At 46.9% G+C, this 23,771-nt stretch carries 18 protein-coding genes; 12 read left to right on the top strand and 6 right to left on the bottom strand.

Annotation, left to right across the window (positions count from 1 at the left end; all coding sequences use genetic code 11):
- Positions 1-61: 61 nt before the first annotated feature.
- The 9 genes from polA to GRF55_RS11440 all read left to right on the top strand — a co-directional run bounded on the left by polA (position 62) and on the right by GRF55_RS11440 (position 13,067).
- Positions 62-2,827 carry a DNA polymerase I gene (gene polA / locus GRF55_RS11480; RefSeq protein ID WP_220368526.1) on the top strand — a complete coding sequence of 922 codons (2,766 nt, stop codon included), beginning with the start codon at positions 62-64 and terminating at the stop codon, positions 2,825-2,827.
- A gap of 848 nt (positions 2,828-3,675) precedes the next feature.
- Positions 3,676-4,284 (top strand): AraC family transcriptional regulator, encoded by a 609-nt coding sequence (locus GRF55_RS11475; RefSeq protein WP_220368525.1) that lies wholly within the window; start codon positions 3,676-3,678, stop codon positions 4,282-4,284.
- Positions 4,285-4,448: 164 nt separating this feature from the next.
- The gene (locus GRF55_RS11470) at positions 4,449-4,673 is read left to right on the top strand and encodes a hypothetical protein (protein WP_220368524.1); all 225 of its coding nucleotides are present in this window, start codon (positions 4,449-4,451) and stop codon (positions 4,671-4,673) included.
- Between the two features lie 72 nt (positions 4,674-4,745).
- Positions 4,746-8,069 (top strand): hypothetical protein, encoded by a 3,324-nt coding sequence (locus GRF55_RS11465; protein ID WP_220368523.1) that lies wholly within the window; start codon positions 4,746-4,748, stop codon positions 8,067-8,069.
- 77 nt (positions 8,070-8,146) lie between these two features.
- The gene (locus tag GRF55_RS11460; protein ID WP_220368522.1) at positions 8,147-8,359 is read left to right on the top strand and encodes a hypothetical protein; all 213 of its coding nucleotides are present in this window, start codon (positions 8,147-8,149) and stop codon (positions 8,357-8,359) included.
- A gap of 31 nt (positions 8,360-8,390) precedes the next feature.
- Entirely contained in the window at positions 8,391-10,361 is a 1,971-nt protein-coding gene (locus GRF55_RS11455) for a fimbrillin family protein (protein ID WP_220368521.1), read from the top strand.
- Between the two features lie 1,105 nt (positions 10,362-11,466).
- Positions 11,467-12,201: a tRNA 2-thiocytidine biosynthesis TtcA family protein gene (locus tag GRF55_RS11450; RefSeq protein WP_220368520.1), complete on the top strand. Its 735-nt coding sequence runs from the start codon at positions 11,467-11,469 to the stop codon at positions 12,199-12,201.
- A gap of 153 nt (positions 12,202-12,354) precedes the next feature.
- The gene (locus tag GRF55_RS11445; protein ID WP_220368519.1) at positions 12,355-12,669 is read left to right on the top strand and encodes a nucleotidyltransferase domain-containing protein; all 315 of its coding nucleotides are present in this window, start codon (positions 12,355-12,357) and stop codon (positions 12,667-12,669) included.
- A complete protein-coding gene (locus GRF55_RS11440) occupies positions 12,666-13,067 on the top strand; it encodes a HEPN domain-containing protein (protein ID WP_220368518.1) in 402 nt (133 codons plus the stop codon). Before GRF55_RS11445 ends, GRF55_RS11440 begins: the two co-directional genes overlap by 4 nt.
- 101 nt (positions 13,068-13,168) lie before the next feature.
- Here GRF55_RS11440 and GRF55_RS11435 read toward each other — a convergent pair whose 3' ends face one another.
- Entirely contained in the window at positions 13,169-13,645 is a 477-nt protein-coding gene (locus GRF55_RS11435; RefSeq protein WP_220368517.1) for a lipocalin family protein, read from the bottom strand.
- Between the two features lie 226 nt (positions 13,646-13,871).
- Between GRF55_RS11435 and mutS the strand changes: the two genes are divergently transcribed.
- Positions 13,872-16,502 (top strand): DNA mismatch repair protein MutS, encoded by a 2,631-nt coding sequence (mutS, locus tag GRF55_RS11430; protein WP_220368516.1) that lies wholly within the window; start codon positions 13,872-13,874, stop codon positions 16,500-16,502.
- Between the two features lie 33 nt (positions 16,503-16,535).
- On the opposite strand, the gene GRF55_RS11425 is transcribed toward mutS, so the two are convergent.
- From GRF55_RS11425 to GRF55_RS11415, 3 genes are read right to left on the bottom strand one after another with little or no spacing between them, the layout of a single operon-like run.
- On the bottom strand, positions 16,536-17,357 hold the full coding sequence (locus GRF55_RS11425; RefSeq protein ID WP_370626725.1) for a DUF3108 domain-containing protein: 822 nt from the start codon (positions 17,355-17,357) through the stop codon (positions 16,536-16,538).
- A 50-nt stretch (positions 17,358-17,407) separates the two neighbouring features.
- On the bottom strand, positions 17,408-19,396 hold the full coding sequence (locus tag GRF55_RS11420; RefSeq protein WP_220368514.1) for an Ig-like domain-containing domain: 1,989 nt from the start codon (positions 19,394-19,396) through the stop codon (positions 17,408-17,410).
- 10 nt (positions 19,397-19,406) lie between these two features.
- The gene (locus tag GRF55_RS11415) at positions 19,407-20,921 is read right to left on the bottom strand and encodes a GH3 auxin-responsive promoter family protein (RefSeq protein ID WP_220368513.1); all 1,515 of its coding nucleotides are present in this window, start codon (positions 20,919-20,921) and stop codon (positions 19,407-19,409) included.
- A gap of 191 nt (positions 20,922-21,112) precedes the next feature.
- Between GRF55_RS11415 and GRF55_RS11410 the strand changes: the two genes are divergently transcribed.
- Complete coding sequence (locus GRF55_RS11410) at positions 21,113-21,565, top strand: NUDIX hydrolase (RefSeq protein WP_220368512.1); 453 nt, start codon at positions 21,113-21,115, stop codon at positions 21,563-21,565.
- A gap of 99 nt (positions 21,566-21,664) precedes the next feature.
- Here the strand turns inward: GRF55_RS11410 and GRF55_RS11405 are convergent, their stop codons facing one another.
- Positions 21,665-21,919 (bottom strand): GH3 auxin-responsive promoter family protein, encoded by a 255-nt coding sequence (locus tag GRF55_RS11405; protein WP_220368511.1) that lies wholly within the window; start codon positions 21,917-21,919, stop codon positions 21,665-21,667.
- A gap of 166 nt (positions 21,920-22,085) precedes the next feature.
- Between GRF55_RS11405 and GRF55_RS11400 the strand changes: the two genes are divergently transcribed.
- The gene (locus tag GRF55_RS11400; protein WP_220368510.1) at positions 22,086-22,574 is read left to right on the top strand and encodes a hypothetical protein; all 489 of its coding nucleotides are present in this window, start codon (positions 22,086-22,088) and stop codon (positions 22,572-22,574) included.
- A gap of 141 nt (positions 22,575-22,715) precedes the next feature.
- Here GRF55_RS11400 and rnc read toward each other — a convergent pair whose 3' ends face one another.
- Entirely contained in the window at positions 22,716-23,729 is a 1,014-nt protein-coding gene (gene rnc, locus GRF55_RS11395; protein WP_220368509.1) for a ribonuclease III, read from the bottom strand.
- Positions 23,730-23,771: the final 42 nt, after the last annotated feature.

Below are 23,771 nucleotides of genomic sequence, written 5' to 3'. Positions count from 1 at the left end.
GTGATTTCTTTCGGGATAAATGCAAAATATTTTGTACTTTTACACAGAAAAATATATTTTTATGGATAAACTATTTCTCATCGACGCTTATGCGCTCATCTACCGCTCGTATTACGCACTGATACGTTCGCCGCGCATCAACTCTAAAGGACTGAACACTTCTGCCATCATGGGGTTTTGCAATACACTCAACGAAGTGATTACTAAAGAACAGCCTACCCACCTCGGGGTGGCGTTCGACCCTCACGGCCCCACCTTCCGCAACGAGGTTTTCCCTCAATACAAGGCACAGCGGGAACAGACACCCGAGGATATCCGGAAGTCTATTCCCATCATCAAGGATATCCTCACCGCCTACCGCATCCCTATCCTGCAGATTGACGGCTATGAGGCGGATGATGTGATAGGCACATTGTCGATGAAATCGGCAGAAATTGGCATTCCCACCTATATGCTGACACCCGATAAAGACTACGGGCAACTCGTGCGGGAAAACGTCTATATCTACCGTCCGCGACATGGGGGAGGCTACGAAACGCTCGGCGAGAAAGAAGTCTGCGAGAAGTATGGCATCCAATCTACAGCACAAGTTATCGACTTACTCGGATTGATGGGCGATTCGGCTGACAACTTCCCGGGCTGTCCGGGTGTAGGAGAAAAGACCGCCGTGAAACTTATCAATGAATTTGGCAGCATCGAACAGCTCATCTCCAGCACCGACAAGTTGAAAGGTGCGTTGAAGGAAAAAGTCGAGTCGCATGTCGAAGATATCCGGATATCGAAATTTTTGGCAACCATCAAAATTGATGTTCCGATTGAACTCGATATGGAAAAACTTCAGATGACGGAACCCGACGAGGACGCCCTTGCCAAAATTTTCGATGAATTGGAATTTAAGAGTTTTGCAAACAAAGTTCTTAACAAAACTAAAAATAAACCAAAAGTTGTCTCCAATCAACTCGATTTCTTTGGCTTATTTGAGGGCGAGGGGACGGAAAGTTCAAAAAAATCAAACCTCGTGAGCTTAAAAGACACCCCTCACGAATACAAACTGGTTGATAATCAAGAAGAAATGACGAAAATTCGTGACTTTTTTTTGACAACCAAAAATCTCAGTTTTGACACAGAAACGACCTCAACGAACACCATCGATGCCGAATTAGTTGGTTTGAGCTTCGCTGCGGAAGCCCACAAGGCTTTTTATGTGCCTGTGCCTGCAGATAGGGTAGAAGCACAAAAAGTGGTGGAAATTTTCCGTCCCGTCTATGAAAATGAGTCCATCCAGAAAGTGGGACAGAACATCAAGTACGACATGGAAGTGTTACGCAACTATGGCATCGAACTGAAAGGCAAGTTGTTCGACACGATGATTGCCCACTACCTCATCCAACCCGAGTTGCGACACAACATGGACTACCTGGCAGAAGTTTATCTCGGCTATCAAACCATCCATATCGACGAGCTCATCGGTCCGAAGGGAAAAGGGCAGCGCTCGATGCGCGACCTCACACCCGAGCAAGTCTATGAATATGCGTGCGAGGATGCCGACATCACGCTGCAGCTCAAAAACGTGCTCGAACCTAAACTGGAAGAGGTGGGTGCCAAAGAACTTTTCTGGCAGATAGAGATGCCGCTCGTGCCTGTGCTTGCCGAGATGGAGATGAACGGTGTGCGCATCGACACCCAGTCGCTCAGCGAAACATCCGCACAGCTTACACAACGTGCCCTTGACATCGAAAAGCACATCTTCGAACTGGCGGGCGAACCGTTCAACATCGCCTCTCCCAAACAGGTGGGGGACATTCTTTTCGGCAAGTTGCGCATCGTGGAAAAGCCGAAAAAGACCAAGACCGGACAGTTTGTTACGAGTGAAGACGTGCTCCAACTTTTGCGCAACAAACACGAAATTGTGGACGAGATTCTCAAGTTCCGCGGCTTGAAAAAACTGCTCGGTACGTATGTCGATGCGCTTCCGAAACTCATCAACCCGCGCACCGGACACATTCATACGTCATTCAACCAAACCGTTGCTGCCACCGGGCGCCTGTCCTCGTCTGACCCCAACCTCCAAAACATTCCCGTGCGAGGAGAGGATGGAAAGGAAATACGGCGCGCCTTCATCCCCGACGACGGATGCCTGTTCCTCTCTGCCGACTATTCACAAATCGAACTGCGTGTGATGGCGCATCTCTCCGGCGACGAACACATGATTGCTGCCTTCCGCGAGGGGCGCGACATACATGCTGCCACTGCCGCAAAAGTGTATAAAGAGAACATTGAGAACGTCAGCCGCGACCAGCGTACAAAGGCGAAGCGTGCCAATTTCGGAATCATCTACGGCATCAGCGTTTTCGGACTCTCCGAACGCCTCAACATCAGTCGCGACGAGGCAAAACAGCTCATCGACGGCTATTTCGCCACTTTCCCGCGCGTACATGAATATATGGAGGAAGCCAAACAGCAGGCACGCCAACAAGGCTACGCCGAAACGCTTTTCCATCGCCGCCGCTACCTGCCCGACATCAATTCGGGAAACGCCACCGTTCGCGGACTGGCTGAACGCAACGCCATCAACGCTCCGATACAGGGCACGGCAGCAGACATCATCAAGGTTGCCATGATACGCATCTTCGAGCGTTTCCGTCGCGAAGGCATCCGCTCGAAAATGATACTCCAGGTGCACGATGAGCTCAACTTCTCAGTCTTACCTGAGGAAAAAGAACTCGTGGAGCGCATTGTGGTTGAGGAGATGCAGAACGCCTGCCCGCTCCACGTTCCACTCATCGCCGATGCAGGGTGGGGGAGCAACTGGTTGGAGGCGCACTGAGGCGGCTGACTATAGCTAACCTTATAAAAAAACAGCCGAGTCTCACACGACTGGGCTGTTTCTAAAAATGAAAGTGGAGACGCTACGTTTCACAACGTTCTTCTCTCCAAAGTAAGTATATAAGCCTATAAAAAGTAGATAATAATAAAAAAATTGCATACAAAATTACTACGTCATTTAATAAAAAATCAGGGAAAGCGTCAATTTTATTTGCTATAATAAAAAAATAATGTATGATTTTTTATAACAAAATATTTTGTCATAAGAAAAATAATTTATCATAAAGCAAAATTTTTACCAACAAATATCTTCGCTGCTTCATTTTTTATAAATTTGCACCTTGATTTGAAAAATATCAAAAATGCTTGTATTATCATCTTTTTTAGCAACACTGATTGCTCTTGGCATAACCGTTATTTCTTTATTAGTTGGTTATTTTGAAGGGAAAAGCACTAAAGATACGGTTTTTCAACTTCAGCGCAAGTCTATGCTTAGCGCCTATGCTTGCTTATGCGTTTACCTCATCTTCACACTTTATCGGAATATTGATGGAAACATGGAAATTATGTACTCCATGTCGCTCATATCACTTTACTTTGTCTATGAAGTATTCTTTTTTTCATCCACTGCATTCAACCAAACATATTATTTATAATAATAAGAACTATTGGATTTTCTTCAACAGCCCGCCCATTATTATTTTGATTATTCACTATGTGATTAAGTTCACTGGACACACCCATAGGTACTATTCGTTTCAGGATTTTGTCGATGCGTTTGAAAGAACCGATGTCATTGCAGCATATTTTAGGGTTTTCTTTATTGCTTTACTGGGCATTTACAAGATTATGATGCTCTACCTTGTTTTTACTTCATGGCGTAAGCGAAGACAGCAACTGGTTAAAGACCCCATTTACTATTACCACTCCACCCGCCTTGGAAAAATACTGTTGTGTTGGTTTTTCATGCTTAGCATACTTTATGCCGGACAATTTGTGAATACCATACTTTATCATATCATCGCTAAATTGCTTTTAAGTTCCCTTATTATATATTCCATGATTGGTTTCCAGCGGTTCTACAACACGACTCATCGTCCAGACAACGATACACAGCTCTCGCATCTTCATAAGCATATAGACAACTGGATTAAGACCGACCCGTTTCCCCTTGCCAATCAGGGCATTACCATTGACCACATAGCAGACACGCTCCAAATCAAACGCGAAGAACTGTCTTTCTATATCTATACTGTCTGCGGACTTACTTTCAATGGCTGGCTTTCGTCGCATAGGCTCGAACGATGCGTTCAGTTGCTTGAAGAATCAGAGCTTAACATGTCCGAAATTGCCTATACAACAGGCTACACACACCTTGCCGCCATGAGCAAAGCCTTCAAATCCAAATATGGATGCTCACCTCGCGAATACCGCAAGAAATACATTGAGAGTCAATGACTTTCACATTCTGACAAATTCAAAAAATATCTATTACTAAATTTTTACCGCTGCTCTAACAAACAATTCTCTTTTTATGATAAGCAGCGTATCGGCGTAAAATTCTAATTTTGCGTCGCTTTTTCGTTTTCTATTATAAAAATAATGAAATGTTTAATAAAGCTATGGAAAAAAAGAAATATTTACGTCCTGTCAGCAGAAAAATTCCTCTTTTTGCTGAAAAAGAATTTTGTGTTATTTCGAAATGGAATGACGGACATGGAGGCTCAGATGATGTGATTGACAATCCCGATGATCCCCTTCCTGATGCTGGTGGAAAAGAATGGGGTTTTGATGATGAGAATGATGGTTACATCCACTTAGGAAATGTTTGGGATACTAATTTTTAAGTATTAGTCTCCTCTTACATATTATATTTAGAGAGACAGTTAGAAAGGTAAGCAATAAAAAAAACAACAAAGATGAAACGTCAATTAACAAAAACATTTATTTTACTCATTCTTGGGCTCATCACTTCGGTGTCGGCAATGGCGCAGGTTGATATCTTCAATGCTGATGAATATGACGCAGATGGGTTCTTGAAGCTGAAAGACAAGAAATACCTCAAAGTGGATACGCTCCATGTCGATATTATGTTAGGACATCACTGGAAAGGCGAGCAGTTGAAAGCAGGCGGCATGGACAGCGTCTATTTCGTGAATGTGAAAACCGGTGAGTATTTTTCACTTGAAGGCTATAAAGGAGTCACAGGTATTACCGACCATGTCGGGCTGTTGATGCGCATAGAATCTGTGACAGACGGGGTTACCGTTAAGAATGCACGTTTCCCTAATGATCCGCAAACAGCGTATCATATTGCCACACAGTCCGGACACAATAATAATCTTGATGTTCGTTTCCTCGGGCGCATGATTTCCAATGATGGAAAAGTAGGGACTTTCGAGTACAACAAACTTTTAGCCCTGAAAGACAAAAAGGAATATCAACTTCACGTTAACACCACTACAGCCCCAGGTGGATTTGTCTGGTATTTTCATCCGGTGAAGGAAGATCCGGAAGGCGGCTACCAATATATCATCTATACACATCGCCAAACGCGCATAGAGCCGAGGGATAGTGAGATGGGTAGCGTACTCAACGGAGATAATGTTCATCGCCTCCGCGAATATGACAACCGCGAGTCCTATCTGTGTATATCTTCGGTTGATGGAAACACTATCCCGGATCGTCCTACCGATTATAACAATGTTTTATTCAAGAAGTTTGCAGGACAGATGTATTATGAGAAAGGAGATACCATATGGTACACACAGATGAAAACCGGAGCTGCAAACTTTAATGTTGACCCTGCAACAAACGACTGGCCTGCAAACAAATTCATCGTGCTGAAGGCAAACTGGGAACCTAAAGAGGATGAAAAGGGAAAACCTAAATTCGTTTCTCTCGAAGACGGGTTAGCCTCCATTGAAACGGATGAAGCCAATCTATGGAAGATTGTCAGCTTTAAGGACCGCAAAGCACAAAACCTTACGGCATCTGAGACGCGCCCGGTAGATGTGACTTACAATATCTCCAATAATAGATTCTATAACACCTATGAGTATTCAGTAAGGGATGAGTCAACGGCGCAACCTAATTTTGACTGGACATGGTATGACAACGGCTTAAACAACCCTACGCCAGCCCACATACATCCTTATAGCTACAGCGTAGGTACGGGAGCATCCGACTACAGTGAGAAAAAGGAATTCCATAAAATAGGAACGGGCTATTACCATTGCTACGCGCATGGCATTACTGATGAAGTCAGCAGGCTTGACGCAAACAGGCAACACGAGGCGGTAATGACAGGAACTCACGATGCAAATTTCTGTGCGTCAGTATTCAATGGTTCGGCAATGCTCCAACAGACTATCACGGGATTGCGCCCGGGAAACTATATTGTCTATGTCCGTGGATTCTATGCTCCTCACTCTATGATGAACTATACCGTAGATAACAGTGGCGCGCCTTCACTGCGCAACAGCAGCGACGTTTACGCATTCACTGAAGCTGATGCCAGAAATGCCATCAATGATAAAAAACAAGGATACGGCACCTATCTTTTTGCATCGTCTAAACCAAATGGAAGGGATGCCGTGCTGCACAAGCGGCGTTTGCCATCTATCTATGAAGGGCTGACACCTTATACTGATGAGAAAAAAACAAACTTGTCCAAGGAGAGTTACATGGCAAGCGAAGAATTCCAATATAGCCAGTTGGGACTTCAGTATGCTAATGATCCAGAGGGAAGGATGTATAATGTCCAGCATAAGGTTCGCTACAATGCCTTGAAAGACAGCACGGTGTTTGCAAAGATTCCAGGAAGTTGGGTTCCCGGCGGAACGGCAGATTATTATATCGTTCCAAGAACTGTCTCGGGAGCAGCGCGTTTCTTCGATACAACCGACCGTGACAAATACCCTGAAGCCAACAACTATCGGGTCGGTATTCCCGTCTCAGTCGGCTACGATGGCACACTGACCATAGGCGTGAACCAGACGTTCGACACAAACAGCTCATTGCCCGAAGGAGACAGGAGTACACAGGGAGAATGGGTTTGTTTCGACAACTTTGAGTTGTTCTATCTTGGTTTAAGAAAACCTAACGAGTTTGTTGTCGATGAGTCGGATGGTATCAATAACACTTACATCACTGACTACGAAGAATTCCAGACCCCAGCTATTGCCAGTGCCACAGACGCAGAGGGCGGTTCGTATAAGACCCTGCTTATTCGCCGCACACTCTACAGAGATAAGTTTATGCCTATCGTGCTTCCTGTGTCTTTGAGCAAAAAGCAAATAAAAGAAGGATTTGGAGATGATACGAAACTGTCAATACTTCAAGGACTTACCGGTACTACCATTTTCTATCAGGCAGTATCACTGAATGGTAATCAAACCGACATTGCGCTGGAAGCTGGCAAGCCTTACATCATCAAACCGTCGAAATATCCTGCGCTTGGTGCAGACACAACTTATCAGCGCCAGAAATTCCCAGCCAACTATCAAACGGCAGATGGCAAACCTTCGCCCTATGCCGGTCAATATGTATTTGGATCAGGCAGACAAAGGAATATAAATGCACGTGAAGGAAAAGTCTATGGTCCGATTTATATCATCGACAGTGTCTTGATCAAACAGTCAACTGTATTCCCACGACAGCAGAGAGCGCTTAATAATGAAGAGGCATGGATAGGAGCAAATAGCCTCGGCGCATTCCTTGATAATGCCTGGACTGAGCCTAAAGACTTCCAGCCACAGGGACCTGTAAAGATTGTCGGCGACAACTCGGGGAAGACCTATAAACTTACTGCAAAGGTATATTATCATCCAAATAGCGGTACCCACAACTATAGTTCAGAAAATAAGTCTGCAGTATGGATAAACGGTATCATACCCAATTATTCATATTATCATGCCGTAGATGGAAAGATGTATTTCACTGGAACAAGACAGGCGTCAGCCAATAAAGGTTTCGGCGCTTACCTCCAATTGCTCGAACAGGTGGATGGTCAAGACGGCGATCCTCAGCAGGGGGCAAAAGAAATTGTATTCTCCGACTCATGGCTCAATGGCGAATATTACTTTGTTGATGCAACGGGGACAACAGGCATCACAACACTCGAAGAGAACCCCGCCACTACAGACGATGCATGGTACACCGTAGAAGGTGTGCGCCTTGACGGGCAGCCAACCAAACCAGGCATCTATATCAATGGAGGAAAGAAGAAAATTGTGAAATAGTAAAAAAACTGCGTTGGCAGAACTGGAATCGCCACTTCTGCCAACGCCTTAAATTATGAACAAAAAACAATAATAAAATGAAGAGAGAAATGTACATGCAACCGCTTGTCAGAGTGCACAATGTAGAAATATGGAGTGAAAAGCCATTATGTGCAGGCAGCAAAATCAACGGCGAACATCCCGGCTATGGCGAAGACGACCCGTTTGGTGCAAAAGAATTTGAATTTGAAAATGATGAAAACCATCCCAGTGCATTCGGCATCTGGGATCAAGACAAGTTGGAAGAGTAAAAAAAGTATTAACAAAAAAACAGTAAAAAACATGAAGAAGAGAATATTCTATGGCTTGGCTGCAGCATGGGCAATCATCAGCCTCACTGCCTGCTCACAAGATGATTTTACTACCGAGACGATAAACGAGGTAAAGTCGTCAAGACCCGCTGTCAGCCTCATTGTGACACAAGGAAGCCAGACACGCACCGTGCTCACAGACTTAGGACCGGGAAAAGGACTCAGCGGAACGTGGCAGACCACCGACAACATCGGTGTGTGGAACATCACCGAAGGACTGAACCTGTACCAAACCGTTCAGCCTAAGGAAGAAGCAAAAAATTCCGAATTTATCGGGACAATCAATTGTCAGGATGGAGACCGGCTCGCTTTCTTCTATCCGCGTTCATCATCAAATATCGAGTGCGACCCGACCGAACCGGGAAAGGTAAATATCGACTTTACCCACCAAGGAGGCACGCTCGAAGCCATTGCCAACCAACTCGACCTCGTCTATGGAACGGCAACCGTGCGCATGTCGGGCAGCAATGCCGCAGCCAATCTTGGCGTGATGAATGCCGCACATGCCGTATGGAACACCAAAATCTACGACAGCAGTGCCGATACCATCCGTGCAATAGAAAAACTCTATGTGAGAATCATCCAGCAAGGAAACGGCGAAAGATATAAAAAACTGCAAGGCGTGCTCAATCTGGCAACGCAGGAGTTCACGACAAGGGAAAACGCGAACAAAGACGACTTCATCACCATCACACTTGACAAACCCACGAAAGAAATCTATTTTGTCACACCGCCGGCGCTTGAAAACATCTACTTCGAAATCGAGGCGGTCGATGAATATGGCATCAGCCACAATTATAATATGTATAAGAACGGTGCTGCCGAAAACGGCAGCCAGCAAGGGCTCTACGTGAAAAAAGTGAACCCGGGAAAATTCTACCGCTTCACGGTCAAGAAGACGAACGATGGCGACTATATCGAATTTGACGACGTGAAATGGGCAACGGGAAACCTCATCTGGAGCAACGGAAATTCTTACGGCTCAACCAATTTCTGGAAAGACATCTACAACCGCCATCTTAACATTGACAACTATTTCGTCGCTCCTTCGCAGGAATGGTCACCCGAACAGATTATGAACAAGAATTTCAACACCTTTAGTGCATGGCCTGAAAAGTCACCGGTTGCCGGTTCGACCGTGAACGACGCTTTCTTCAGCATCTTTATTGCCGGAGCCGTCGGTAAGCATGGTGTGCAGTCATCGAGAGGAGGAAATATTATGGCTCGACTGGGGTCATACTCTTTTGGCGGAACATCTCTCGGAGCACTCATGCTGGGCACAGACTATCTTGACTTCAGGCGAAAAATCTATTACAGCCCAAATGAGTGGACATATTCATTCAATGAGATTACGTTCCAGCAACTGCTGACCGGAAATTATGACGACCAAAACTATATCACGGGCGTATATAAAGGCGACCTTGCATACGTCGCTACGAAAGGAAGATATGCCCTGCCGACAGACCCGGACATTGAAGCACTCATGGGCAACAACAACAAGTTTCATCGCGCGTGGGGTGTCATCTGGGTAGAGACCTCAGCCAGCAGTGTATGCAAGGCTAACAACTTCAACTTCTCCGGCACGAAGGCACCCATCTTCGGATTGTTCATCTCGAAAAAACCACTCACGGGCTATGCAAAAGACCCGACCTACAACTATGCTATCCGGCTGGAAAAAGCGGATATGAAAAAAGGCATCTTCCTCCCCGCAGAAGGATACACATCATACTTAAGTGATGGTACCAGTTCAAACGACGAGGCGGGACATGTGTGCTGCTATATCACCGGTATCCTCAACGAAGGTGGTAGTGCCAATGGATTAGGTGATAACATGTCTTATGGACGGGCTGCTTATCAGAACGGCACATTCACACATGGCGCATATAAAAACGGTGGTCGCACGGGTCGATATGCCATACGTCCTGTCTATATCGGTGAATAGGCTGCAAGACGCACCGCGCGATAACAAAAAGAGAGGATTAATGATACAAAAAGCCAATGTTTCTAAATTTGTCATAAGTTTCATTTAACTCTTGTATTTAGTCCTTGGGAGCCCGACAGCCAGTATGTGCTGCCGGGCTCCCTTTTTTTGTATGCACGCTCCGCTGATTGCTGATTGTGGCGCAGCAGAAATTTGGAAGACATAGAATAAGTTCTCCGTTCGTCTGGATTTGCAATCCAGACGCATTGGTTATAAGGATTTGTAATCCGATAAAAGGCGTATTAAGCGGATTGAAAATCCTGATATTTTATATATCTGTCGGATTACAAATCCGACAGAACGGGGGGCTCCCTTTTTTTGTATGCCGATGCAGGATGGGGGAGCAATCCGACAGAACGAAGGAGCGGAATAAGTTCTTTCTAACTGGCAATGTAGGGAGGAGTCAATGCGGACTGAAAATTCGTAACCAAAAAACGTTAACGACTCTGGAAGTGTCGTAATTTTTGCCGAAACGAAAACTTTAATTCTGGAAACGCGTGTGCATGGTTTTTGCATAATAACACGAAAATACGCCCTTTTTTCGGCGAAAGTTGGGGAGTCATCTGGTGAAAGTTGAACTTTGGGGTGGCAAAAGTTCAACTTTCAGGATGCAAAAGTGACACTTTTGAAGGTCAAAAGTAACACTTTCGGAGATGAAAGTGGTACTTTCAGGGGCAAAAACCTGCATATTTGGAGTATATTCTTGATTATTTTGTAAATGGTTTTCATGTGCGTTTCTTTTAATTGTTTGGATGACAACGTTTTACGAACTCTGATTCGCAAGGTTTGCCTGTACGGGTGCGAGGGAAAGTTTGGTGGAAAATATTGCAAGCATTTGCGCTAAAACGGGCAAAAACGCCTTGCTTTTTGTCCGCATTTTTCGCATCAGAAAGCCACTTTTCGGAGTCGGAAAGGCAGGTATTCCGGGGTGAGTGGTGCGTCATTGCTGATAATTTCGTACCTTTGCATGCGAAATCCGGCTTTTTCGCCCGCCCGAAAACCTCCGCCACTGCGGTGGAACAAGGGTTTCAGGCGGTGTAAAAAATGTCGCTCAACGTGCGTCTCTATGAAAAGTAACCCATTGGAATTGCGGCTGAAAAAACAGTTTGCGAAGGCAGTGACCGAGTTAGGGCTCATTGCCGACGGCGACCACGTGCTCATCGCCCTGTCGGGCGGCAAGGACTCGCTGCTGCTCACCGAGTTGCTGGGCAGGCGCAGCCTCATCCATCGCCCGCGCTTCAAGGTGAGTGCCGTGCATGTGCGGATGGAGAACATCCCGTATGAGACTGACACGGCTTACCTTTCCGAGTTCTGTGCTGCCAACCACGTTCAGCTGCACGTGGTCACCACCCGCTTCGACGCCGAGCCCTCCACTGCCGGTCAGCGGCGCAAGCCCGAGTGTTTTCTCTGTGCCTGGCAACGGCGGAAGAAGATTTTCGAACTCGCACAAACACTTGGCTGTCAGAAGATTGCGCTCGGTCATCACATGGACGACATCCTCCACACGACGCTGATGAACGAACTGTTCGAGGGGCGGTTTGCCTCGATGCCCGTGAAGCTCAAGATGCAGAAGATGCCACTGACGATTATCCGCCCGTTGGCGCTGTGTTGCGAGAGCGACATCCTTTCATATTCCAGGCAGCAGGGCTATCGGCAGCAGAAAAAATCGTGCCCCTTCGAGCGGGAGACCCATCGCGCACAGGTTGCCGACCTCTTCCGTCAGATGGAAGAATTGAACCCCGAAGCCCGCTACTCGCTCTGGCACGCCCTCGAAACCGCCGGAAAACTGGTGGAAGAATAAGCCCCTCCCTGACCCTCCCTCATTGAGAAGGGAAGGACTGAAGGAAGGGGAAAGGAACCTCACCACTCTGTCCACCGCTAACTTTTTCTGCTAAAAAGAGGTTATTTCAAAACAAATTTGTATATTTGCGCATAGAATAAAACCATCATCACGATGAAAAACAATAAGGTCATAGAGCGTATAAAACAAGTCGGGCACGAAGCGTTGTCGCCCGACAGCAGCCTGTTTTTATATGGCTCGCGCGCCCGTGGCGATGCAAAAGAAGGGTCTGACTGGGATTTGCTGATACTGCTCGACAAACCGAAACTTGTGGCTTCCGACTATGACTTGACGTATCCTTTCCGTGAATTAGGCTGGGATATCGGCGAAGAAATAAGTCCGCACGTATATACTAAAAAGCAATGGAGCGAATGGACGTTCCTCCCTTTCTATAAGAATGTAGAACGCGACAAAATCGTATTGATATGAGTTTGAATGATGAAGAGCGCAAAACACTTGTTGCATTGGAACTAAAGAAAGCGAATGAAACCTTTGAGGAGATTGGCATTCTTACTACTGCCAATCGCTGGAGTGGTGCTGCTAACCGACTTTATTATGCGGTGTACCATGCTGTAAACGCCTTGCTCATATACGATGGTCACCAGGCAAATACACACAAAGGGTCGCACGCGCTGTTCAATCTTCATTATATCAAAACCGGTATCCTGCCCATTGAGTATGGACATTTGTACAGTCAGCTGCAAACCATGCGCGAAGAGAGTGACTACAATTGTGTGTATGAAGTGGAACCTGAAGAGTTGCAAAGCAGGATAGCGCCTGCCAGGCAGTTCATAGATGCGGTGGAAAACCACGTCTGTGCGAAGTAAGAAAGGAATAGGCATCCTGCGAGATGCCCTGAAACAAACATAAAAAAGGGGGGAGGAACGGTCTGTTCCTCCCCTCTTCTCATGTCTCGACAGTGGCGGGATTATTCGCGGCGAAGCGTGATGGTCAATTTGGCTCTAATCAAATTCTCGTCATCATCCTCAAATATTCCATTGGCAGAAAGCACCAACATGTCGTCGGTAAGCTGTTCAACGGTCATTTCTTCCACCTCTTTTTCTGCATAAGGGTCATCCACATCAATCGTGGTGGTGGTAATCTTATTGCCTTTCACCTTGTAAGTGCCTGTATATGAGAGCGTCCAGGCATTGTTGACGCCATCAAAATCCTCCGTCAAAAACTTCGCATCGCTGCCAAAAGTGATTCTCGAATAAGCCTCATCGCCGGGATTGACATTCTTTTCCACAGCTATGATGCCCCCGGAAACCAACTTCATGTGGGTTGTCACCCAACTGCCATGCAGCTGGTTGACATCAAAATCGGGGTCATCACTGTTGCAGGACACCAACGTAAACAGCCCTGCAAGAAGCATTAAAAACAAATTTGTCTGTAACTTTTTCATTTTTCCTTTACTATTTATTTGGTTGTTTAACGCGGCAAAGATACGCAAAATATTCGAAACACTCTCCTAAAATTCATTTTTTATGCATTATTTAAGACTTTTCCGTGCTGAAGGATTCAACGTTTTTCAGCGAACAGGCGAAGCGTCTGCACCAAGTTATTTTCGGAAAATTTGTGAAACAGATAGTTTTTTCGTACCTTTGCATATCTAAACAATCATCAGACAGATGGCAAAGAAAACCCAGGAACTGACCCCAATGATGCAGCAGTTCTTCTCGCTGAAAGCAAAGCATCCCGATGCCTTGCTGCTGTTTCGTTGCGGCGATTTCTATGAGACTTATTGCGAAGATGCCGTCGTCGCTTCGCAGATTCTGGGTATCACACTCACCCGACGCAATAACGGCAACAGCGGTAAGGGCGACGAGATGGCGGGATTTCCGCATCATGCGCTCGACACCTATCTGCCCAAGCTCATCCGTGCCGGCAAGCGTGTGGCTATCTGCGACCAGCTGGAAGACCCGAAACTGACCAAAAAGCTCGTCAAGCGCGGCATCACGGAGCTGGTCACGCCTGGCGTTGCCATGTCGGACAACGTGCTGAACTACAAGGAGAACAACTTCCTGGCAGCCGTCAACTTCGGTAAAACGGGCATCGGTGTGGCATTCCTCGACATCTCCACCGGCGAATTTCTCACAGACGAGGGCAGCTACGACTATGTGGAGAAACTCTTGACCAACTTCCAACCGAAGGAAGTGCTCTACGACCGCACCCGCAAACAGGAGTTCGAACGCTATTTCGGCACCCGCTATTGCGTATTCGAACTGGAAGACTGGGCGTTCTCCGAGCAGACAGCCCGACAGAAACTGCTGAAACATTTCCACACGCACTCACTGAAGGGTTTTGGTATTGACCATCTGAAAAACGGTGTGACGGCAGCCGGAGCCATCCTGCAATACCTCGAACTGACGCTACACGCACAGATAGGACACATCACCTCCATCGCACGCATTGATGAAGAACGCTACGTGCGTCTCGACAAGTTTACCATCCGCTCATTGGAACTGCTCCAGACCATGCAAGGCGAAGACGGCGTGTCGCTGCTCGACATCATCGACCGCACACTCACCCCGATGGGCGGACGCATGCTGCGCCGATGGCTGGTGTTCCCGCTGAAAGATGAGCGCCCCATCAACGAACGGTTGGACGTGGTGGACTATTACTACCGGGAACCCATGTTCAGACAATGCGTATCGGAAAGTCTGGAGCGCATCGGCGATTTGGAACGCATCGTCTCGCGCGTGGCAACCGGAAGGGTGTCGCCACGCGAAGTGATGCAACTGAAAGTGGCGCTGCAAGCCCTCGAACCCGTCAAGAAAGCGTGTGCAGAAAGTGAACACGAAGGACTGAAACGCATCGGAGAACAAATCAATCTGTGCGAGCAAATCAGAGACAGGATAGAAAAAGAAATACAGAACGACCCGCCGCTGATGGTGAATAAGGGAAACGTCATTCGAAGCGGAGTGAGCGACGAACTGGACGAACTGCGCAATATTGCTTACAGCGGCAAGGACTATCTGCTGAAAATACAAGAGAGGGAGAGTGCTGCCACCGGCATCTCATCGCTGAAAATAGGCTACAACAACGTCTTCGGCTACTACCTCGAAGTGCGCAATACGTATAAGAATAAGGTTCCTGCCGAATGGGTACGCAAACAGACGCTGGCACAAGCCGAACGCTACATCACGCAGGAACTGAAAGAATACGAGGAGAAAATTCTCGGGGCAGAGGAGAAAATTCTCAGTCTGGAAGCACGGCTGTTCAACCAACTGGTCGTTGCCATTCAGGAATACATCCCTGCCATCCAAATCAATGCCAACCTCATTGCACGCCTCGACGTGCTGCTTTCGTTCGCTACCGTAGCAGAGAACAATCATTACGTCCGCCCGGTCATCGACCAGTCAGAGACCATTGATATCCGACAGGGAAGACACCCCGTCATCGAACAACAGTTGCCGATGGACGAGCGCTATGTGCCGAACGACATTCTCCTGGACAACGAACGACAACAGATTATCATCATCACGGGTCCCAACATGGCAGGTAAGTCGGCACTTCTCCGACAGACGGCACTCATCGTGCTGATGGCACAAACGGGCTGCTTCGTTCCGGCAGAGAGTGCACGCATCGGACTGGTGGATAAGATTTTCACCCGAGTGGGAGCCAGCGACAACATCTCATTGGGAGAGTCCACCTTCATGGTAGAGATGACCGAAGCTGCCAACATTCTGAACAACGCCACCTCGCGCTCACTCATCCTCTTCGACGAACTGGGACGAGGCACCAGTACCTACGACGGCATCAGCATCGCATGGGCTATCGTGGAATATCTGCATGAGCACGCCAATACGAATGCCCGCACGCTTTTCGCCACCCACTACCATGAGTTGAACGAGATGGAGAAAAACTTCTCGCGCATCAAAAACTATAATGTGGCGGTGAAGGAGGTAGATGGAAAGGTGGTCTTCCTCCGCAAACTGGAACGGGGTGGGAGTGAGCACTCTTTCGGTATCCACGTTGCAGAGATTGCCGGCATGCCGAAAAGCATCGTGAAGCGCGCCAACACCATCCTCAAACAACTGGAAACAGACAATACGGGCGTGGGAAGCGTAGGAAAGCCTTCAGCCGAACAACTGAACCAGAATAGGGAAGGCATGCAACTGTCGTTCTTCCAACTCGACGACCCCGTGCTCTGCCAGATTCGCGACGAGATACTCGGGTTGGACGTCAACAACCTGACGCCTGTCGAGGCTCTCAACAAACTCAATGAAATCAAGAAAATTATCGGAGGAAACGGCTAACCCCCAATCCACCATTAGACTTTTGTGACAAACCTATTTCACCCTCGCTCCCATAGCGTTTTTCATTCCCTTCATACTAACGAGAAACGCCTTTGCTGAACCGAAATTGAGCGACAGGTCGATGCGGATTGGCACATGGTTGTTGTCGTTCGTCACATAGAACGTTGCTATCTTCTTATAGTTTTTCTTCTTCTCGTTCCACTCCGAATAGGTCAGTGCCAGACAGCGATATTTATGTCCGTCGTCAGCCTTGATGGTTTCTTTTCCCTGACAGACAAGCCGCCCTTTATCCACACCCTTACCGTCGGCAACGGGCAGATAGATGGTCTTTCCCTTTTTCCATGTTCCCAAATCGAAACTGCGCGCCTGCATGAACAAGCTCATCATGTCCGAGACACACTCGTCAACCGTCTCCGTCTTATACGTGTTCTTTCCTTCATCATTCATGCGGCGCATCTTCACATGATTCTTACCGCGCGGATAGGTGTACCACACTTCGTCAACCCTATACTTTCCGCCCTCTCGCGCTCCTTTCCGAAAATAAAGAGGAGTCAAATCGGTCGTCGTATAGCAGAGCAACGTATCGCGCATGATGAAATAGTTGTCGAGCTTTCCGTTTCCCCGTGTTGTCAGGCTGCAACGAAAGGCGTTCTCGCCATCGTAGCGGCTCTGCACGATGGACATTGATGCCGTGCCCGCTTTCACCCACACAAACTTCCAATTATAATAAAGGTTATACGTCAGGAACTCTCCCGACTTGAACGCTGTGTTCGTGTAAGAACATTGCGCATCTGCCTTTGTCAAACAAAACAGGAGAGCAACCGCCACCATAATGGTTCTTAAACAGTATTTCATCGTTTTCATTTCTTTCCGTTTTTAGTGTGATACATATTGAATTACAACAATCAGGGCTGCTCGTAGGTAATGCCGAGTTTACGCGCCCTTTCTGCATTCTGATATTTGATTTTCTTCTCTTTTTCCGGCTTTTGCTTGGTGATTTCCAACGGTTTCTGCTCAGCTCGGTTCCGTGCAGTCGGGTTCCAGTTCTGCGTCACGTCCCATTTCGCCCTACACGTTATCTTCCCGGGATAATAATAGACAGGCTCCGGCTGTGTTGCTGTATCAAATTCACCCGTGTCCCAGCGCCCGTTTCCGTTCTCGTCAACATACGCCCGCAGATAGTAATCGCCAGGTTTGATGTAATAGAATTCTGCCGTTCCTGTAGTGGTCGTCACCGTTTTTTCAGCCTTATCGGCAGAGGTGAGCAACTGAACCACTACCGTTTTTCCCTCCATCCCGCTCATCGGTACAAAGAGGGAGCCGTAGGTGTCTTCAGACGGCACCATCAATCCTTGCTTGTAGGATTTGGAAACCTTTCCATATATATCTACAAAAGCCGTTGAATCTATTTCCAGACTGTATTGTCGGTTGGGTCGCCACGCTGCCCGCAACTCAATCGTCCTCAGATTGCGTTGCTCCAATTCGAACGGCACCCGATACCACAGCGAGTCGTGTTTTGAATAGAGGTGGACGGCAGTCGAGTCGAACTGCTGAAGAGGGGTGGTAAACTCAAACAGAAGATTTTGGTCGGGCGCCATATTTGAAGGCACCCTGTAGGTCACCTTCATTGGCTCCGGACTCATCTCCGTCTCAAACTTTTCCCCTCGCTTTTGCCGCTTTTCCTGTTCCTTTTTCCATTGCTCAAAAGCCTTTTCGCGGTCTTTCAGCCGCCTTTCGTATGATGTTTTTGACAATATTTCCAGTGTATCGGTCTGCGAGACGAGCACGCCTGTGGAGTCGGTCATCATATACTGCACCTCCATGCGTAGCGTGTCCTGATTGACGAGTGTCGTGTCACGCAGCCAATAGGTCACCGTGTCATTGCGCTCGCTCGTTTCGGTGAGAAAAGCATCATGCTCATCGAAGTTCAATCCGCGAATAACCGGCAACTGCTCATCGCCTCCACTGAAGAATAAGGTGAAGCATTCTGCCTCTTTCCGCTCGCTCTTCAAAAAGAAACGATCTGTTAGCACTTCGTTGAATGCGAGCAAGACGATGTCGTCGGGCAGGAAGTGGGTGTATCCTACCCGTGTTATCGACTTGATGTGCAAGGAGTCTGCCCATATTGTATCTTGGCGGATATCGGGCTTTGATGATGGTGTGATGATTCTATCTTGGAATGCCAATATCTCACTTTTCTGACTGAACTTATAGTCACCGTCCACATCCTGCAGCGCATAGATGCGGTAATTTCCCGGCGCAACGCCCTTGACGACAAACCGTCCCCGGCTGTCGGTGCGTGACACACGAAGCATCGGTTGCTCCGCAAATTGTGCAAACCGACCATTCTGAGCGGTCGTATCCGTCGCATCGTCAACCGTATAAAGTCCGACGAGAATACCTTTTATCGGTTCCAGGTCCTCTGCGTTGAGTACATGTCCGGAAACTTCCATCGTATCGATGACGTCGCCCGTGGAAAACGTGAACGTATAGTTTCCCAACGGATTATTCTCGTTATTGTCGCTGATGGCGTCTGAAAAGTCGATGGTATAGGTTGTGTTGGCTTTCAGCGAATCCTTCAGATCCACCACAATGCGCTTACCCTGCCCTTTGATTTCCGGCAACTCGAGCTGTGGCGGCGATACCACCACCTTTTCCGTCGCATTGTCAATCTTGATGTATTCGTCGAAATTGATAATAACCCGCTTCCCATTGAAATTCACCGATTGGTCGGCAGGACTTGTGCTGACGATTTTTGGAGGCTGCTCATCGTACCATCCTCCGTCTGGCTGCCCCATCCGTGCACAGGACGCCAGACACACAGCAAGAAACAGGAAAAGCCTCCCGACCCTTCCTTGGTGTTTCCAAATCGCACATTTACGTCTCTTGCCCATATCGGTTTGATTATTTTTCCTCCTTGTTCATTTCCAACAAATTTTCTATTATTTCGCGGGTATTGGAAAGTCGCGGTACTTTGTTTTGTCCGCCCAGCTTTCCGCGCGATTTCAGCCAGTCGTTGAACAGCGACTGCCGTGCCTTGACTATTTCCAAGTGCTGCAACGTAATGTCTTTATAGCGCTTTGCTTCATAGTCGCTATTGATTTCCTGCAGTTTGGTGTCGAGCAGCCGTGCAAACTCGTTCAGGTCGGCAGGTTCCTTGAAAAACTCGATGAGCCATTGGTGATGACACTTTGCTTTCTCGTCCATGAAGACGGGAGCGGCTGTGTATTCGCTGATTTCCGCACCAGTCTGCTCGCAGGCATATTTGAGTCCTTTCTCGGCATTGTCGATAATCAACTCTTCACCGAAAGCGTTGATGAAGTGCTTCGTGCGTCCGGTGATGATAAATTTATAGGGATTTTTCTGCGTGAACGTCACTGTATCGCCTATCAGATAACGCCAAAGTCCGCACGATGTGGAAATAAGCATGGCGTAATTCTTGCCCACCTCGATGCCTGTCAGCGGAACCACCGTGGGGTTTTCCGTACCAAATTCGTCCATCGGGATAAACTCGTAGAAGACATCATAGTCAATCATCAGCATCATGGCAGGGTCGCTTAAATCCGACTGTATGCCGAAAAATCCCTCGCTCGCATTGTATGTCTCCATATAATGCATCCCCTGGCTTTGTATCAGTTCTTCATATTGCTTCCGATAGGGTGTGAAGGCTATGCCGCCGTGGAAGAACACTTCCAGATTGGGCCAAACTTCGTCAATGCGCTGTTTGCCAGACAATTCCAAAACCTTGACCAAAACCGACAGCATCCACGAAGGAACGCCCGACAGATTGGTCACATTCTTATGGACGGTTGCCTCTGCGATGCGGTCGCGTTTCACCTCGAAGTCGGATAGCAGCGCCACCTCTTTTTTGGGCACACGCACCAAATTTGCCAACGGGTTGATGTTCTCTATCAATATCGATGATAAATCGCCGACAAGACTGTTCGGAAGGTTGTAGTTCGGCGAATGGCTGCCACCGAGAATGAGCGCCTTACCGTCAAAGAGCCTGCTTTTCGGATTGTTCTGAAGGTAGAGCGCAACACTGTCTTTACCACCATTGTACTGTATCTGCAATCCCTCCCGACTGACGGGAATGAATTTCGACTTATCGTTGGTTGTTCCTGAAGACTTGGCAAACCACTTCACCGTACCGCTCCACAACACATCCGCCTCGCCATGACGCATGCGCTCAATGTCGCCTTTCAATTCCTCATAGGTGTTGACGGGAACATTCTTGGCAAAATCATCATAACCCTTGATGGCAGCAAACAAATGCTTGCGACCATATTCCGTGTCCTTAGCCTGTTCGACAAGACGCATCAGAACATCGTGCTGCAACTTTTCAGCCTCATAAGTATAGTGTGCAAGTTCACGCTGACGAGCGATGAACAATTTGCGTAATACGCTTGTTATATTCATGTCTGCAAAGGTAAACAATATTATTGATAAAAAAAAATATACCACTTTTTTAATAGTTTTTGACGTATTTAAGGCTGCTATTGAGGCTGTTTTTATGCATGGGGCTATATGAACGGTAAGCAAAAAAAATTGCGCTTGTGCAAATTTTCCGTCGATTTTCAGTATTTTTGCAACAACAAAATGACGTTATAATGGCATTCATATACAAATATCCTCGACCAGCAGTAACAGCAGACTGCATATTGATGACACGCGAGATTGAACCACAGGTGTTGCTCATTGAGCGTGGGAATGAACCATACAAGGGCTACTGGGCATTCCCCGGCGGCTTCCTCAATATGGATGAGACCACCGAGCAGTGTGCCATCCGAGAACTGGAGGAAGAGACAGGAATGAAGATTGACAAGGTGCACCAGATTGGTGCATACTCCAAGGTTGACCGTGACCCTCGCGGTCGTGTCATTTCCGTCGTTTATCTTGCCATCATAGACAAGCCTGTTGAAGTCAAAGGACAAGATGATGCAACGAAAGCGCAGTGGTGGCCAATCAACTCACTGCCATCCCTTGCCTTTGACCATGACGAGATAATGACCGATGCCATCGCCCATTATAACAATTTTGTTGGTAACGCACCTGATTTATGACATCATAAAAGTTCTCCCCTTGAAAAGCAAATTCACTGAAATTGGTCACCAAATTCACTGAATTTGCTCATCAATTTCAGTGAATTTGTTTTTTGACAGTTATCCCATCAGGGAACGAATGCGCTCAATGTCGCCTTTCAATTCCTCATAGGTGTTGACGGGAACATTCTTGGCAAAATCATCATAACCCTTGATGGCAGCAAACAAATGCTTGCGACCATATTCCGTGTCCTTAGCCTGTTCGATAAGACGCATCAGAACGTCGTGCTGCAACTTTTCAGCCTCATAAGTATAGTGTGCAAGTTCACGCTGACGAGCGATGAACAATTTGCGTAATACGCTTGTTATATTCATGTCTGCAAAGGTAAACAATATTATTGATAAAAAAATATACCACTTTTTTAATAGTTTTTGACGCATAAAGAACGTGTTTCGGAATATTTATATATCTTTGCACCGGAAAAACGGACTGAATATAGTCATTATTATGAATTATCAATCAATAAAAAAACTAAAAGAAATGAGACACTTAAAAATGAAAAGTTTACTGCTTTCAGTAATGGCACTAATTGCAGTAGGTAGCGTATCGACAACACTTGTTTCGTGCGATGACGATGATAAAGACACGACTATCTATCAACAATGGAAAATGAGTGAGGCTGACTTTGAAGAACTTGTTGACGACCACTCCCAACTGATTGGTTATGACGCCGCGGTTTATGATTTTACACAGCGAAACAAAATCATTGTCATGATTCACAAAACAGAAGACGGAAAATGGTACACTGTAGAAGATGGTGGTGAACCATATATCACTATTGAGGAAACTGGCAAAAATACTGGAAAAATCATATCAACCGACCCAGAAGATGGTAGTAAAGACATTGTTGACTACGTCATTAATGGTAAAACCTTGAAATTACTTGCTGAAGGAATGACTTTAGCACAGTTTACTTCCACAAGCGGTGTCAAGAGTTCTGGCACTATTGTGATAGATTTTTCTGAATAAATGGAAGCAAAAAAATAAGAGGGCGTGATTACACCCTCTTATTTTTTTATATATAAAACCCACCCCCTAACCCCTCCCGAAGGGAGTGGGGATTAGTTACTTGTTTACTGGAGGACTTGTCAACTAAAGAAGATAGAACGTTTAGCCTTCGTTGAAGGCTGCTGCCTCTGCAGCCGCTATGATATCTTCTCTGGACGGTTCGCCAACGGTTGTCTTGATGTCGCTCAAGTCAAATTCATCATCAACCGCAGCGGTTTCCACCTTCACCTCAACGGTGTCGTTGAAGCGCTCAACGGGCTGCGTTTCTTCAGCCTTCGACGCATTGATGAAATCCACCTTCTCCTCCGTATCGGGCACACACTGAACGGGTTCTTCCTCCATCTTTGTGCGGTTGGTCTTGGCAGCGAACACATCGTCTATAAATTTTGGATTCTTGCGCAAGCGGTTCAGCGTTTCCTTCGCAGCAATCTGCTGGCTTTCTTTCTTGGAATATCCCGTTCCCGGACAGCCCTCTATGCCTTCAAGCATCACCATGCAGGAGAAAACGGGACTTCCCTTTTCGTCCTTGTGCATGTCTGTCTGCACAAACTCAATCTGTATGCGGTTCTTCTGGCTCCATTCGAGCAGTTTACTCTTGAAGTTCACTTCCTTGTAAGCCACCTTGTCGAGGTTAATCAGATGTCTCAGTATCTGCTTCTCCACGAATTTCATGCAAGCCTTGTAGCCTTGGTCGAGATAGATGGCTCCGACAAGTGCCTCGAAAGCGTTGCCTCCCGTGTAGTTGTTGTGTGAAGAGATGTTGCTGTTATACTTGATAAGATGTATGATTCCCATCTCTTCCGCCAAGCGGTTGAGTGTGGGTCGCTGCACAATCTTGGAACGTGTATTGGTCAGGAATCCCTCTCCTTTTCGTTCGAAATGCTTATAGACGATATCGCTCACGACGGCACCGAGAATGGAGTCGCCGAGAAATTCGAGGCGTTCGTTATTGATGCGTTTCCCTTTCTCGCGCGCCACAACACTCTTGTGCATGAGTGCCTGCTTGTAATAGCCGATGTGGTTCGGATAAAAACCGAGCACCTTATGTAAAGAAAGGTAAAGCTCCTTTTCCTTTTGAAAAGGGAGCCTTACCCGACTAATCATGTTTCTCAACATATTTAAAGTTTGCTTGTTATACGATTCTTGTGGTTTCAAGAG

It is taken from the genome of Prevotella sp. Rep29 (genome assembly GCF_019551475.1).
Taxonomy (GTDB): Bacteria; Bacteroidota; Bacteroidia; order Bacteroidales; family Bacteroidaceae; genus Prevotella.
Note: the sequence above shows the minus strand (reverse complement) of the source record. Positions and strands in the feature narration are given on the sequence as shown.

Bases quoted from the DNA above. Each gene is read 5' to 3' on its own strand.
- polA (WP_220368526.1), top strand. From the start codon at position 62: ATGGATAAACTATTTCTCATCGACGCTTATGCGCTCATCTACCGCTCG.
- GRF55_RS11475 (WP_220368525.1), top strand. From the start codon at position 3,676: ATGATGCTCTACCTTGTTTTTACTTCATGGCGTAAGCGAAGACAGCAA.
- GRF55_RS11470 (WP_220368524.1), top strand. From the start codon at position 4,449: ATGGAAAAAAAGAAATATTTACGTCCTGTCAGCAGAAAAATTCCTCTT.
- GRF55_RS11465 (WP_220368523.1), top strand. From the start codon at position 4,746: ATGAAACGTCAATTAACAAAAACATTTATTTTACTCATTCTTGGGCTC.
- GRF55_RS11460 (WP_220368522.1), top strand. From the start codon at position 8,147: ATGAAGAGAGAAATGTACATGCAACCGCTTGTCAGAGTGCACAATGTA.
- GRF55_RS11455 (WP_220368521.1), top strand. From the start codon at position 8,391: ATGAAGAAGAGAATATTCTATGGCTTGGCTGCAGCATGGGCAATCATC.
- GRF55_RS11450 (WP_220368520.1), top strand. From the start codon at position 11,467: ATGAAAAGTAACCCATTGGAATTGCGGCTGAAAAAACAGTTTGCGAAG.
- GRF55_RS11445 (WP_220368519.1), top strand. From the start codon at position 12,355: ATGAAAAACAATAAGGTCATAGAGCGTATAAAACAAGTCGGGCACGAA.
- GRF55_RS11440 (WP_220368518.1), top strand. From the start codon at position 12,666: ATGAGTTTGAATGATGAAGAGCGCAAAACACTTGTTGCATTGGAACTA.
- GRF55_RS11435 (WP_220368517.1), bottom strand. From the start codon at position 13,645: ATGAAAAAGTTACAGACAAATTTGTTTTTAATGCTTCTTGCAGGGCTG.
- mutS (WP_220368516.1), top strand. From the start codon at position 13,872: ATGGCAAAGAAAACCCAGGAACTGACCCCAATGATGCAGCAGTTCTTC.
- GRF55_RS11425 (WP_370626725.1), bottom strand. From the start codon at position 17,357: ATGAAATACTGTTTAAGAACCATTATGGTGGCGGTTGCTCTCCTGTTT.
- GRF55_RS11420 (WP_220368514.1), bottom strand. From the start codon at position 19,396: ATGGGCAAGAGACGTAAATGTGCGATTTGGAAACACCAAGGAAGGGTC.
- GRF55_RS11415 (WP_220368513.1), bottom strand. From the start codon at position 20,921: ATGAATATAACAAGCGTATTACGCAAATTGTTCATCGCTCGTCAGCGT.
- GRF55_RS11410 (WP_220368512.1), top strand. From the start codon at position 21,113: ATGGCATTCATATACAAATATCCTCGACCAGCAGTAACAGCAGACTGC.
- GRF55_RS11405 (WP_220368511.1), bottom strand. From the start codon at position 21,919: ATGAATATAACAAGCGTATTACGCAAATTGTTCATCGCTCGTCAGCGT.
- GRF55_RS11400 (WP_220368510.1), top strand. From the start codon at position 22,086: ATGAGACACTTAAAAATGAAAAGTTTACTGCTTTCAGTAATGGCACTA.
- rnc (WP_220368509.1), bottom strand. From the start codon at position 23,729: ATGTTGAGAAACATGATTAGTCGGGTAAGGCTCCCTTTTCAAAAGGAA.